Source organism: Halomonas sp. V046 (assembly GCF_052645355.1).
Genome location: NZ_JBQXYF010000004.1, coordinates 330,034 through 343,697 on the forward strand (window position 1 = coordinate 330,034; position 13,664 = coordinate 343,697).

At 55.8% G+C, this 13,664-nt stretch carries 12 protein-coding genes; 8 read left to right on the forward strand and 4 right to left on the reverse strand.

The annotated features are described in order from the left end of the window. The first annotated feature begins 172 nt into the window (after positions 1–172). From ACUN9Y_RS07430 to ACUN9Y_RS07450, 5 genes are all read left to right on the forward strand, one after another. The gene (locus tag ACUN9Y_RS07430; protein ID WP_445460044.1) at positions 173–1,024 is read left to right on the forward strand and encodes a DDE-type integrase/transposase/recombinase; all 852 of its coding nucleotides are present in this window, start codon (positions 173–175) and stop codon (positions 1,022–1,024) included. A gap of 37 nt (positions 1,025–1,061) precedes the next feature. After that, the gene (locus tag ACUN9Y_RS07435) at positions 1,062–1,232 is read left to right on the forward strand and encodes an integrase core domain-containing protein (protein WP_445460092.1); all 171 of its coding nucleotides are present in this window, start codon (positions 1,062–1,064) and stop codon (positions 1,230–1,232) included. A 487-nt stretch (positions 1,233–1,719) separates the two neighbouring features. Then, positions 1,720–2,997 carry a sugar transferase gene (locus tag ACUN9Y_RS07440; RefSeq protein WP_445460045.1) on the forward strand — a complete coding sequence of 426 codons (1,278 nt, stop codon included), beginning with the start codon at positions 1,720–1,722 and terminating at the stop codon, positions 2,995–2,997. Between the two features lie 37 nt (positions 2,998–3,034). Further along, a complete protein-coding gene (gene galE, locus ACUN9Y_RS07445; RefSeq protein WP_445460046.1) occupies positions 3,035–4,048 on the forward strand; it encodes a UDP-glucose 4-epimerase GalE in 1,014 nt (337 codons plus the stop codon). A gap of 89 nt (positions 4,049–4,137) precedes the next feature. Then, positions 4,138–5,514, forward strand: coding sequence for an O-antigen ligase family protein (locus ACUN9Y_RS07450; protein WP_445460047.1), 1,377 nt, complete (start codon positions 4,138–4,140; stop codon positions 5,512–5,514). Here ACUN9Y_RS07450 and ACUN9Y_RS07455 read toward each other — a convergent pair. Next, complete coding sequence (locus ACUN9Y_RS07455; RefSeq protein ID WP_445460048.1) at positions 5,508–6,917, reverse strand: PIG-L deacetylase family protein; 1,410 nt, start codon at positions 6,915–6,917, stop codon at positions 5,508–5,510. The genes ACUN9Y_RS07450 and ACUN9Y_RS07455 overlap by 7 nt on opposite strands. Then, the gene (locus ACUN9Y_RS07460) at positions 6,901–8,091 is read right to left on the reverse strand and encodes a glycosyltransferase (protein WP_445460049.1); all 1,191 of its coding nucleotides are present in this window, start codon (positions 8,089–8,091) and stop codon (positions 6,901–6,903) included. Before ACUN9Y_RS07460 ends, ACUN9Y_RS07455 begins: the two co-directional genes overlap by 17 nt. A gap of 188 nt (positions 8,092–8,279) precedes the next feature. Between ACUN9Y_RS07460 and ACUN9Y_RS07465 the strand changes: the two genes are divergently transcribed. Both ACUN9Y_RS07465 and ACUN9Y_RS07470 read left to right on the forward strand, forming a co-directional pair. Further along, on the forward strand, positions 8,280–9,404 hold the full coding sequence (locus ACUN9Y_RS07465) for a glycosyltransferase (protein WP_445460050.1): 1,125 nt from the start codon (positions 8,280–8,282) through the stop codon (positions 9,402–9,404). Positions 9,405–9,456: 52 nt separating this feature from the next. Beyond that, the gene (locus ACUN9Y_RS07470) at positions 9,457–10,542 is read left to right on the forward strand and encodes a glycosyltransferase (protein WP_445460051.1); all 1,086 of its coding nucleotides are present in this window, start codon (positions 9,457–9,459) and stop codon (positions 10,540–10,542) included. A gap of 97 nt (positions 10,543–10,639) precedes the next feature. On the opposite strand, the gene ACUN9Y_RS07475 is transcribed toward ACUN9Y_RS07470, so the two are convergent. Both ACUN9Y_RS07475 and ACUN9Y_RS07480 read right to left on the reverse strand, forming a co-directional pair. Further along, positions 10,640–11,344 carry a lipopolysaccharide kinase InaA family protein gene (locus ACUN9Y_RS07475; protein WP_445460052.1) on the reverse strand — a complete coding sequence of 235 codons (705 nt, stop codon included), beginning with the start codon at positions 11,342–11,344 and terminating at the stop codon, positions 10,640–10,642. Between the two features lie 10 nt (positions 11,345–11,354). Next, complete coding sequence (locus tag ACUN9Y_RS07480) at positions 11,355–12,449, reverse strand: glycosyltransferase (RefSeq protein WP_445460053.1); 1,095 nt, start codon at positions 12,447–12,449, stop codon at positions 11,355–11,357. A gap of 185 nt (positions 12,450–12,634) precedes the next feature. On the opposite strand from ACUN9Y_RS07480, the gene ACUN9Y_RS07485 reads away from it, so the two are divergent. Continuing rightward, the gene (locus ACUN9Y_RS07485) at positions 12,635–13,633 is read left to right on the forward strand and encodes an NAD-dependent epimerase (RefSeq protein WP_445460054.1); all 999 of its coding nucleotides are present in this window, start codon (positions 12,635–12,637) and stop codon (positions 13,631–13,633) included. Positions 13,634–13,664 lie beyond the last annotated feature (31 nt).

Sequence of the window (13,664 nt, forward strand, 5' to 3'; positions counted from 1 at the left end):
AAAGGCTATAGTGCATTCATCAGAAGGGGCGGTCTCAATGACCAAGTGCGACGCCTGATCCATCAGGTATGGTGTTGCCATGCCCCATTGTTACCACCATCTCACTGTTGAAGACCTGAAGTGACCTCCTCCAGAGCTGCACAGGCTATAGTGCAGCGATCAGGAGAATGAGATGAGCAACGAACCCACCGTCAAACGCTGGACTGCGAAGCGCAAGGCCGCCATGGTCATGGACGTCTTCAAGGGAAAGATCACCATCGCTGAGGTGCTCGCCAGCATGACCTCACCGTCTCTGAGGTCGAAGGCTGGATTGATGAAGCCCAGCGCAGCATGGAGAACGGGTTCAGGGCCCGCCCCAAGGATATCCGCGAGCAGTATGAGTCCGAGCTGCGGGAAGCCAAGGAGGCGCTGGGCGAGGCCCATCTGCAGATCTACGCATAAAAAAGTTTCGCCGCCTGCTCGACGAGGACGAGAACTCGTAAGGTCGCTGCAGGCGGAACTGGCCCACGAGGGCCATGTGGTATCACTTTCCAAGCTGTGCCAGTGGCTGGGCCTTCCTCGCAGGACGGTCTATTACCGGCCCAAGCCGCGACCCCGTGTGATCAACGCCGACCTGGCAGCGAGTGTGAAACTGGCTCTGGAGCGGTTTCCCACCTATAGCTATCGCCGCCTGGCGTGCGTGCTGAGTGAGAACCGCAAGCCGATTCAGCGCATCCTCCAGCTGAAGGGCTGGCAGGTGCGCAAGCGGCCTCAAGGCTTCCGACCTCGTGCCAGAAGCCTGCCGTCCGTCGCCTCACGCCCGGATGAGCGCTGGGCCACCGATCTGACGCATGTGTGGTGCGGCGAAGATCGGCGGGCCAGTCTGGTAGTGATCATCGACTGCTGCACACGGGAGGTCCTCGGCTGGCAATTATCGGACAACGGCAGCAGCAAGACCGCTGAAGCGGCACTGGTAAGAAGCCCTGGTGCACAGGTTCCGCGCACTGGGCCGTATTCATCAACCGCTGGCCTTGCGCACCGATAATGGCCTCGTTTTCAGCAGCCGCCACTACACGACAACGGTGGAGGCCTACGGTCTCACCCAGGAGTTCACGACGCCCTACACCCCAGAGCCAAACGGGCTCGTCGAGCGCTTTTTCCGATCCTTGAAGGAAGAATGCAACGGTACTACAACGAAGAGCGACCACATCAGTCCTTGGGCTATGTGGCACCCAGAGCACACCCGGCATTAGCGGCCTAGGATGTACAGAAACTAGGGGGCATTACACGGGGTGCATCGACCAGCTGTTGGTGTTGCACTTGGTCATTGAGACCGCCCTCCAGCTAGCGTGATCGTGGGGATCCTCAGTTGGCAATTGTCGGACAAATGCGGTAGGTCGTGGTTCAGGTTGGGTGGCAAGATCACCAAAGATCAGTAGAATTGCGTGCTAGCAGGGTGCTCGCCGAGACACTGATGGGGGTTGTCCAATATCCAATTAATTCGGCTGGGTAGGCCGTTGACGTGGCGTGCAGTCATTGAGCCCGCCCCTTGGGCATGGGCTGGTTCAATCACTGGCAGCTCCGTTGGGGGGAGGCGAGGCGTTGCCGCTCGAGTCAGCAGCGCTGCTTTTTGAGTGACAAAGTGAGAACCATAGGACGGCTTGATTAAACCAACGAGTTCGCGAGAAAAGTAGAACGGTTCAGATTTTATTATATCCGTTTTTTTTAAAGGACGTGTGCGTGACATATCCCTATGAAAGACGCCATTCTAAATGGTATGAAAAAGCTATTTTAGCGTTGCCTCTTCAACTCTTGGTTGGATTGTTTTTAGTGGTAGCGTTGCCTGCGCTGGAACGGTGGGGGTGGGGGTTCTGGCTATACCTCGACGAGGTAAGAATAAACACGCTATTAGCGATTGGACTGTCTTTCATAGCTATCGTTCTGACTCAGCGTAGATTGTTGAGGTTTCCCGGCGCGCATATTGTATCTTATATACTTCCAACGATAACGAGTGTCTTTCTTTTTGCAATTGCTGTACTATTTTTTACACGAGAAGGCTACTCGCGTCAGGTTCTCTTTTTTGGCTTCCTCTTAACGGTAGCGTGGTGTTTTGTCGGCTATTTTCTTGGCCGAAGGTACAGGAATATCAAGATGGCGGTAGTGCCTGTAGGAGAGGCACTAGGCTTTAAGTCTTCAGGAGTTAGTGAGTTTCGGTTTTTAAAGAAACCTGACCTAGAGGGTGTCCGTTTTGATGGTATTGTAGCTGATTTGCGATCAGACGAACTGTCGCCGGAGTGGGAGCGTTTTCTTGCTAGGTGCACACTCTGTCACATTCCTGTGTACCACATAAAGCAGATAAGTGAGTCTGTGACGGGACGGGTTAAGGTTGATCACTTGGCGGAAAATGACTTCGGATCACTTCTTCCTTCTGGAATGTACAGTTTTGTGAAGCGCGGTGTTGATGTTGTCGCTGTATTGCTATTGGCGCCGTTTGTGGCTCCAATAATGTTACTCACTGCTCTAGCAGTGAAAGTTGATAGTCCTGGGCCTGCCTTGTTTGTTCAGAATCGGGTTGGTCAAGGAAATAAAGATTATAGGATTTACAAGTTTCGGAGTATGTGTCAGGACTCGGAGTCCGGTGGTGCGAAATTGGCTCAGTCTGGCGATATGAGAATCACCAGGGTCGGGAGGGTTATTCGAAAAACCCGCCTGGATGAGCTCCCGCAATTCTTCAATGTCTTGATAGGAGATATGAGTCTCATCGGTCCGCGTCCTGAGCAGCGTGCATTTGTAGAACAGTTTGACACAGAAATACCTTTTTATATTTATCGCCATGTGGTGAAGCCTGGTATCACCGGATGGGCTCAGGTCGTACAGGGGTATGCGGGAGACGCTGAAGATACTAAAGTTAAAATTCAGCATGATTTTTATTATATAAAACATTTCTCGTTTTGGTTGGATATACTTATTGTTTTTAAGACGGTAAAAACCATTTTAACTGGCTTTGGTTCCAGGTAAATATCTAACCATTTTTCCGAAGTAAGAGGAGAGGTCTATGGCTATTCTCGTAACCGGTGGTGCCGGTTATATTGGCTCGCATATGGTGCTGTCATTGCTTGTGAATGGTTACGATGTCATCGTTATTGATAACCTAAGCAATTCTTCCCGCGAGTCGGTTCGTCGTGTAGAACAGATCGCGAAAAAATCAGTTGTTTTTTATGATGGCGACATTCGAGATCGCGATTTTTTAGATAGTGTGTTTGGGCGCCATGAAGTTTCCGAAGTCTTGCATTTTGCTGGATTGAAATCGGTTGGCGAAAGCGTGCTTGAGCCTTTGAAATATTATGATAATAATGTCAGTGGAACATTGGCTCTGTGCGAGGCAATGAACACTGCAGGAGTTCGGCGGCTTGTTTTTAGTTCTTCGGCCACCGTTTATGGCGATCCTGCTTCAATGCCAATTCATGAGGGCGTTCCAACAGGACAGCCGACAAATCCCTATGGCCGTAGCAAGCTAATGGTAGAGGAAGTTCTGAAGGATTTGGCCGCAGCAGACTCTCAGTGGTCAATCGCCTTGTTGAGATATTTCAATCCGGTAGGGGCTCATGTGAGCGGAAAGATCGGCGAGGATCCTTTTGGTATTCCAAACAATCTTGTTCCCTTTATATCTCAAGTCGTCGTCGGGCGTCGTGAAGCCTTGACGATCTATGGGAATGATTATCCCACGCCCGATGGAACCGGCGTGCGTGACTACATTCATGTAGAGGATCTTGTCGAAGGCCATGTACTTGCAATGCGAGCCATTTCAAGAAAACCGGGTGTTCATGTTTGGAATTTAGGCACAGGCCGTGGTTACTCAGTGCTTGACATGATCGAGACTTTCAAGAAGGTAACAGGGAAGGACGTCCCATATGTTATCGCTGGAAGGAGAGATGGGGATGTTGCTGAATGTTGGGCTGACCCGAGCAAGGCGCTGGATGAACTAGGTTGGAAAGCTGGGCACTGCCTGAGCGATATGGTTGAAGATACCTGGCGCTGGCAAAAAAATAATCCCAATGGCTATTCGTGAATCGAGTCTCAATGTATTGCGGGCCTCCGCATTGTTCCGAGTCGGAAGCTGTTTGATATGTTGATGGTCTTATTTTAAGAAGATGACGCATGTTTGAGTTTTTTTTCTCCCGAAATGTTCTCTCTGAAGATTCTGGCAGGAGTGGGTTTTTTGTAATACTTTTAATTGCTGGAAGTTTTTTAGCGTTTAGCTATGGTGCTTTAAGGGTTCTCCTTCCCGATATTGGCCAGCGTGCTGGGACCATAATGGCGTTGCTGGCGTTAATTATGATTTTCTTTCAAAGCAAGGTGGTGCGCGGGTCGGCACCTCTTTGGCTTTTGCTTTTCGCTATTGTTTCTCAACTTTTGAGCTGGTTGTTCGGGTACTTTAATAATCCGGAATGGGTTGCTGACACCCCAGAGTTGGACAGATTAGGGAAATGGTTTCTATTTATTGGTGTTGCTTGGTGGTTAGGGGGAAGTACTTCGAAATCTTTGGCTATATGGAGCCTTGCTTTGGCCGGGTTTCTCTTGGCTTGCTTTATCGCCGGCGGTGCCGGGGCTGACTGGCTTCGTGGGCTAGATGGTCATCGTGTGGATTTCAATATACGTAATGCACAACATGTGGCGATGTTTTTTGGTACAGCCCTTCTTGGGTTGCTGTGCTTTGCTCCGCGAATTATTGGCGATGGCCGTTGGGTTTGGGGGCGCGTGTTGCTTTGGGCTATACCAACAGGGCTATGCCTAGTTGGCGTTGTGATTTCACAAACCCGCGCCGTGTGGCTCGCTCTTAGCTTGGTCTTTGTGTTGATTCTTCTATTACACATAGTATCCGCGGTATTTGGCTACAGGCGAGGAAGCGGTAGACGAAGCAAGCATATACTCGTGTTAGGTGCCGTAGCCGTTTTTGTATTCACGGGTTGGGTGTTCAAGGACACATTGAACTCTCGTTTGGAGGCAGAGGTGCCAGTCATTGAAAGTGTGTTATCTGGCGACTGGGATGAGGTGCCTTATAGCAGCGTTGGTACACGTATTCACACTTGGCGAGCAGGTTTGGAGTGGATAAATGAGCGGCCGCTGATCGGCTGGGGCGGCGAAGCTCGTGGGTTGGTTATTGATGAAACAGAATGGCTGCCCGAAAATATCAAGAAAGAGTTCGGGCATCTTCATAATACATTTTTAGATTTTGCGGTGAGTTACGGATTTCTTGGAATTTCTGTTATCGCTGCGTTGATCGTGTGGGTTGGTGTCGGGACCTGGCGATCATGGCGTGCCGGTGTCATGCCAACGGACATGATGGTGTTTGGCTATATGTTTTGCGTGTTCTATGTAATTGTTAGCCAGTTCGAGTCTTATGGGTTCTTTTGGACAGGGTCATATATACAGAACCTGATTTTAGGTGGGGTGGTGACGCATATCTGGCGCTGGCAGGTGGAATCAGGCCAGCGCGTTTTTGGCAGGCGTTCGGCGACCCCTAAGAGTCAGTGAGAAACTCCGGCTAAGAAACGTTTTCCGTTGATGACGACGAAGTTTTCATGGGCCTTGATATGGGTCTGAAAAAAATCGTGATCAGCGTAGTCCTTCCAAGCGCCCGATTCCAGGGCGCTTTTTTTTCGCCTCAGCCAGCATTTTAGCTGCCTTTCGAGGCTCTTCTTTCCTCGTAGGTCATGCATTGAGTCGAGAGAGAGCGCTTTGCCTTTTTGAGCCTCAAGGCTAAGTGACTCACTATGTAGCCCCCACGACGGCATTTGGGACGTCCTTTGGCTTGTAGGCCACACCCCGGCAGCAGCGTGCGCAGGGCCGTTAGGAAAGCCCCTCGCGCCTTTCAAGTGATTGGCGTAAAGCAACACATGTTCTGGTACATGGCTAGAGTGAGACATTGCTTTTGCTAGTGCTTTGGCTGAAGCGACATGGTCGGGGTGGGGGTCGATTTCGGGGTGTGTGACGAGAACTGTCGTTGGCTTTACCTTGGACAGTATTGTGGAGAGGTCCTCGATAAGATCGGCGCCGCGGTTCTCTGCCGTTGCATCTGACGGTAGTGAGAAGTTGTTCCAGGCCCTGAAGTCTCTAGGAGTTAGCGCGGGATCGCCGTAAGAGGGTACCGTGTCGTCTGGTGTCTCGAGTAACTTGGGCAGTGTGTCGTTGAAGTAGCCAAGCATGATCAACTGTTCTGCCGGCACGCCGGCCAGCAGTGGCGTCGTCGCGCTGTTCCAGGCGCGAATCAGACCCTTTCTGCGGCTGCCTTCTTCAAGGGTGGCGTCTAGCCCGGGTAGATACTGTTTGTCGAGTCGCTTTAGACGCTCGCCCGCCGTCAGGGTGACAATCCATGTCTGCTTGGGGTGGCGGCTGTACAGCCCGTATGCCGCGAGCTCGGCGTCATCGGGGTGAGGAGCAATGATCAGTATCGGCCCATCTTCCAGGTTTGGACGCCTAAACCCGTGGAGTGTTGCTTGACTCTCAACCGTGCAGTTGACGGGCGCCAGCACGATGTCGGTAAGCGAGCCGACTCCTGTGAGGTTGAGTAGCCGCGTGCCGGTTTCATTGCTCTCGAAGTATTGCGTGAAGCGTTCTTTACCGTTCTCGACGGTCGCCACGCCTGGTAGCTTCCAGCGACCCTTGGCGCGGTAGACGATTTCAAGCATCCAGGTGTGGTTTGCCACTTCCTCTGCGCAGGAGGGGACCGTTGCGCTGATGCCGTTGCTGTGTACTGGGCTATGTTCAGGGCCATGTTCAGGGCCATGTTCAGAGCCATGTTTAAGACTGTGTTCAGCGCCACTGTCATCGCTGGGACGGCCAGGTGGTTGAAGCACCAGTTTGCCGTCGCTATTGATGAGGGCAGGGCATGTTATGTCAGGGGCCAGTGGCAGGTGGTGATCACGCCGTTTGGGCATGGGGTCGCTCCGTCGAGGATTCGTCAGCGAGAGACATCAATCGGAGCAGGATGCTGGCTTCCGAAAATGGTGTAGTCCACTCGTCTTTGACGTCGGGCACCGATGTTGCCGCTTCCAGCAGTTTATCTGCAAGTGCCTCTTCATTCGGTGCGCAGAGCATACGGCGCTGGTCACCGGTCAGGACCTCGCTGATCCCTCCCGGGACATCGCAGGCGATGCAGGGAGTCCCCAACACCAACGCTTCTAGCAGGACGATGCCAAGCCCTTCGAAGTCGGAGCTGAGTACCAGAGCATCGGCGTCCTTGACCCAGGGATAGGGGTTGGCTTGCTGGCCGAGAAAATGGACTTTCGCGGCCAGTCCAAGGTGTCGCGCCATGTCCTCCAGGGCCGGGCGCTCCGAGCCTTCGCCGATGATCACCAGGTCCTGCTGCAGTCCCTTATTCACGGCAAGATGGTAGGCAGACAGCAGCCGCCGTTGGTTCTTGACCGGAACCAGGCGCGCAACATGAACGAAGTAGGGTGGAGCTATTTCCATGGGCTGGCCGCGGTTAGCGAGTTGCTGAATGCGAGCAATAGGAATTGCGTTGTAGATCACTTGGCTGTCGACGAGGTTCACCCCTTGGCGCCTGAGGTAGTCGTTGAGCGCACTTTTCACCCCTTTTGAAACACAGATGACCTTTTTGCCTTGATAAAGCACGCGAGCCAGCCAGCGGCCCTTGGCTGTGCAGGGAAAGCGCCCTGTCACGGCTTCCACCACCCGCCATGTACGGTGGTCATTGTAGTCCCAGAGGTTCTCGAAGGCGCCTTGCCCGCGGATGAGGATCATATCGAACGGCGTCTGGCCTTCTTCAAGGGCCTGGACGAAGGCAGAGAAGGCCACGCTGCAACGTTTTCCGCGCCAGACGAAGCCGGAGCCCTGGATGAGACGGCTCAAGCAAAGGCGGTCGGCCAGGTGGAGGAGCAGGCCGAGTCCTTTTCGGCTGACTTTATCCACGTCGTGGCGATGGAGTGTCACACCCGGGTGGAACTCTCGGTTGACCTCACCCTTTAAAACAAGCAAATGAACGTCGTGGCCGGCCGTGGCGAGCGCATCGGCTAGCGTCTGTGTGGCTTGCTCGATGCCGCCGATTCCCATTCGGCGTAGCACCAGCAGAAAACGGCGTTGGTCCTTCATGGTTCCCCGGTGAACTCTCTGTAAACGGTGGAGTCTCAGTCAGTTCTGTCATTGTAACAATGCATGGCGAATGGCGCTTTGTAGAGAAGCGTGGCGCATTGCCACTTGGCCGCTTTGCACCTGTTTCGGCATGGTATGAGCGTGATGCTAGTCAAGAGAGATAAGGGGATGGCTTGAGGACTCTGGTGGTGGTGCGCTCGCTGAAGATGGGCGGAATGGAGCGAGTGGCGGTTAACCTGGCCGATGCCTTTGCGGCAGCAGGGCATGAGAGTCATCTGGTTTGCCTCCGGCGAGTGAAGCGGCCGCTAGCTCCGGAGCGGCAGGAGGTTGCGCTGCACCACCTGCCACTACAGAAGCGGGCGCGCCAGACCGGCATCGGTTACGTGTTCGAGCTGTTTGCGCGCCTTGTACTGAATCCGCTGGTCGATCGGTCGCTGTTTCTGGGCACCGGTCTGATGGGAGGACGTGTCTTCACGTCATGGCTTCGCGACTTCGAGCGTGAGCATGGCAAGGTAGATCGCATCATCTTCCGTGGTATTGGCACCTTTGAGCTGGTGTGGAGCTTTCGTGATACGCGTGCCCGTTACGTGTTGGAGAACATCTTTCATATGAAGGGGGCGTCCAAGCGCCGCTGCTTGTTTGCTCGGTGTCTGTATCACCGGCGTGATTTGGTGGCGGTATCGCAAGGGGTGGCGGAGAGCATTCGGGAAGCGCAGTCGCTTTGGCACTTTCGTCCGCGCTCGCTGGAGGTCATTCCCAACCCGTGCCCGATCGAGAGCATTCGTCGGCAGATGCTGGCGGAAGAGCCAGACCTGCCGTCCGTCCCCTATATAGTCAATGTTGCGCGCCTGGTGCCGGCCAAGGATCAGGCGCTGTTGATCAGGGCCTACGCACGAAGCGGGCTGACGTTGCCGTTGGTGCTGGTCGGTAGTGGCAAGCAGAGGGAGATGCTCGGTGAGCTGGTGGAGGAACTTGGCATTTCAGAGCGGGTGATCTTCGCCGGAAACCGCCAGAACCCGTACCCGTGGATGCACCATGCGAGGCTCTTCGTCTTAAGCTCCCGCTTTGAGGGGATGGGAATTGTGCTATTCGAGGCACTTGCCTGTGGTACTCCGGTGCTCTCAGTGGACTGTCCAGGAGGTATTCGAGAGATCCTGAAAGGGGAGCTGGACGCCTGCATCGTGCGCCGCGATGAGGTTTCCTTGGCCGATGGCATGCGCAAGGCGGTCGCCGGAGACAAGCCAGAGACCGCCGAGGAGTGGCTGGATGACTTTCGCCCGGAGCGTATTGCTCGGGCGTTTCTGTCATCATAGCGACCTCTGTTACCCCATGTTACAAGGGTGCGAAGTGTCGACTCCGTCCTCCATGAACGTACTTTTCGTGATCGACCACCTGGATTCGGGTGGGGCGCCCATCGTGGCCCGTGATCTTATACTCGGTATGCACCACGCTGGTGCCAAGATAACGCTGATTATCCTCAGCGACCGTCAACGCTACGAACTGCCTGAAGAAGTGAACGTCATTAGGCTGCCACACGTTGCACGCGGCCGTATTCGGCGCTGGCGGCGTTACAGGGACCATGCTGAGTTGCTGGACCGGACGCTGGCGTCGCTGTCCGCATCCTTTGATCTTGTGCTGGCACACCTTCATCACGCTCACCAGGTGGTGTCTCGCTCGAAGGTGTCGGAGACTGCCTGGTATTGTCTGCACGCGGACCCTGTCACCGGATTTCTGGGCAACAAGCGCGGTCTTGGTCGTTGGCGAAAGCGCCGCAAGGTCCGGAAACTGTATGATCAGCGCCGCATTGTGACGGTGTCCCAGGGCATGCTCGAGCGACTGCAGTTGCGTTTTTCCATTACGCCGAAGACCGCTGTTGCTATTCATAATCCGCTCGACCTGGATCGCATTCGCGATCTTGCAGGGGCGGACGTCGATGATGTGCCTAGAGATTTTCTGCTGTTCGTCGGGCGCATGGACCAGCGTCAGAAACGCTTCGATCGCCTGTTCGCCGCCTACCGCGACAGCGATGCTGATATTCCCTTGGTGCTGGTGGGGGATGGCAGCGGGCAAGCCGGTGTCGCGGCTCTCGCCAAGAGCATGGGCGTTGGCCAACAGGTTCGTATGTTGGGGGCGCGCGATAACCCCTTCGCCTACATGAAGAGGGCGCGTGCTTTGCTACTAAGCTCCGATTATGAGGGTTTTGCCCTGGTTATTGCCGAGGCCTTGGCGGTCGGAACGCCGGTCGTTACCGTCGACTGCCCAAGTGGGCCTGCGGAGATTATGGGTGATTTTTACCCTGAGGGTTTAGTGGCCATGGATGACAATGACGCCTTTGCCTCTGCGATTCGTAAGGTCGTCGAGAGGCCGCCTTTGGTGGCGGACGATATCTGCGATCGCTTTCGCCTGGAATTCGTTACACAACGCTATCTCGACCTCGGCGACGTAGGCTGATCGGTAGTTGTCCGTTGATCTACGCCTGGGCAGCGCAGCGCTGACTTGGGCGCGGACAACGGCCTGACAAGTTCCTGTGAAACAGTGGAGCCGCTTTTTAGCGGCTCCACTGCGTTTTAACGCGGGTTTCGACCCAAAGGCGGTAGCGCTCACCGTAGAGCTTGGTATCCGATAGCGTGGCGACTAGGGCCGGCCACTGGTGTTCTTTTCGGCGCGGCATGCGTCTCAGGTGAGCGTCGACCCAGATCAACTCGTTGTCGGGGCTGACCAGCAGGTTGTTGAGGTGAAGGTCTCGGTGAAGGTAACCCGCCCTGGCCAAGATCACGACCTCGTCGGCGATCTGGTCAAGCAGCATCTTGCGCTCGGACTCATCGAGTCGCTCGAAACGCTCGCCACCCATTTCGGCGTTTTTTACCTGCTCCATGAGGAGTAGCGAGCCATTGCGATTGGCGGGGTTGAGGCTCAGGCCCCAGCCGTGAAAGCGGGGGGTTCTCAGCCCGGCCCGGGCGAGAATACGCATGCTCAGGTATTCCTTGCGCGCGTCTGACTGGGCCAGCCAGCGCTTCTCAATGTAGTCGCGGGTCAACCATTTGAAGGGCTCCAGACGCGTCGAGAACTTGTCCGGCACTACCTTGGCGAGAATCCTGCCATCCTGGGAGGTGTAGAAGTGGCTCGAACCAGCGGCTTCGAAGGCGTCTGTCGTGCTGGTGCTGGCCAGCGCCAGGCGCGGGGGAAGATCGCGCTCATGGAACACCAGGTAGCGCCGGCGACGATCGTTGAAGGGGATATCGAGCAGCTTCATCAGTAAGGTCCTACTGCAGAGCTTCGAAGTGGGGCAGCACGGTTTCCTTGAGGAACTGCTGGTAGTGGCGCGACTCTATGTTGACGGGATCGGCCGCCATACGCGCCAGGGCGTTGGCTAGCCCTGGTTCGTCGTCGGGTTCGAGCAGGAAGTCTGCAAGCTCTTGGGTGAGAATCTCCTTTGGCCCGCTGGGGCAGTCGACGCTGATGACCGGCGTATGCAAGAGCAGGGCTTCGATCAGTACTCGCGGCAGGCCTTCGGCCTCGGACGTGAGGACCATGGCTCGTGCCGCGCGGATAAAGGGGTAGGGGTTATCGTTGTAGCCAAGCAGGTGCACTTTGTCACCCAGGTCGAGCTCCGTCACCAGATCCGCAACCCTGGCTTCGTTCTCCGGCTTGCCCTTGCCCATGATCAGCAGGGGCGTAGTGAGCCCATGTTTGTCGATTGCGCGGCGATAGGCCCTGAGTAGGCGATCGTGGCGTTTACGTGGCTCAAGGGCCGCAACGCTGAGAAAGTAGTCACCCGCCACCACGCCCTTCGGCAGATCGAGCGGCTCATCCGCCATCGCCACAAAGGGTTCACGCTCGTAAGGGTTGTAGATCGGGATGATCGTTTCGGCGTTTAGCCCGACGATGTTTTCCAGGTTCTCCTTTACCCCTTGGGAGACGGCGATGACCTTGCGCCCCGAATAGAAGCGGCGCACCTTGGCGAAGGCTTTTTCGCGCTCGGCGACATCGCTGAACTTGGCCGAGACGTCGGACTTGATCCAGAAGTACAGATTGGGCAGATCGAGGTGACGGGTGATCTTGTCACATGAACAGGAGATCACGACTTCAGGCTGCCAGGCGAGCAGCGCCTTCTTCACTCGCCGGGCTTGCCATTTCTCGGTCAGCACGGTGCTTGTCGCCTTGGTGAAAGGCGTGACGACCGCCAGGTTCTCGATCTCTAGCCCTTCCGGCAGGCGATGCTCGACGCGTTCGCGAAGGGTGAATACCTTGATCGCGTGGCCCCGCTGGCGCAGTTGATCGGCGGTGTAGAGCAGCGATTTTTGCGCGCCTCCGCCGTACAGATCCTCGATGACAAAGGCGATGCGCTGATGCTTCACGGGCGGCTCCTGAAGAGACCCGTGACGACCTCTGGCGTCGTCACGGGTTTTTGCTGGGGGAAAACGGCAAAAGCCTACCATAGCGCGCACCATCCTTGTGCTGGTGGACTATTCTGGGCTCAGTTTACTGCACCGAAGGAGCCCCCACGCGTTACAATGGCGCGGCAACCGGCAAGGACCTTTTCATGAAACTGCTGATTACCGGCATGGCGGGCTTTATTGGCCACGCCGTAGCCAGACGCCTCTCCGGCCTGGGCCACGAGATTCTCGGCGTCGACAATCTTAACGACTATTACGATGTATCGCTGAAGCAGGCACGACTCGACGACCTGGCGGACTGCTCCGATGTGCGTTTTGAGCGATTGGAATTGGCCGATCGCCCGGCGGTTGCCGAGTTGTTTGAACGTGAAGCCTTCGACCGCGTCGTGCACCTGGCGGCTCAGCCGGGGGTGCGTTACTCGCTGGAAAACCCGAATGCCTATGTGGACGCCAATCTGGTGGGCCACATGAATGTGCTGGAAGGGTGCCGCCACGCCCGGGTTGAGCATCTGGTGTACGCCTCATCGAGCTCCGTCTACGGTGCCAATGACAAGATACCCTTCGGCACAGACGACAATGTCGATCACCCCATCAGCCTGTATGCGGCCACCAAGAAGGCCAACGAGCTGATGGCCCATACCTATTCCCATCTGTATGACTTGCCCACGACAGGGCTGCGCTTTTTCACGGTCTACGGCCCTTGGGGCCGGCCGGACATGGCAATGTTCAAGTTCACGCGCGCCGTGCTGGAAGGTCAGCCACTGGAAGTGTTCAATCATGGCGACATGTCCCGGGACTTCACCTATATCGACGATATCGTCGAAGGCATCGCCCGGGTGCTGGATACCGTGCCGCAGCCGCGCGGCACCAGCGAAGTCACCACGGACACCCGCAGTGCGCCCTATGTCCTCTATAACATCGGGCATGGTAGCCCGGTGTCGCTCATGGAGTTTATCCGAGCGATCGAACGGGCCACCGGCATAGAGGCCAAGCTGGAAATGCAGCCCATGCAGCCGGGCGATGTGCCGCGCACCTGGGCCGATACCGAGGCGCTGCTCGCGGCAACTGGGTATCGGCCGTCCATTGGCGTGGATGAGGGGGTCGCCAGGTTCGTGGAGTGGTACAAGTGCTACTTCAAGGTCTGAGTCCGGGGGGAGCGGGGGTGTTGCCACTACG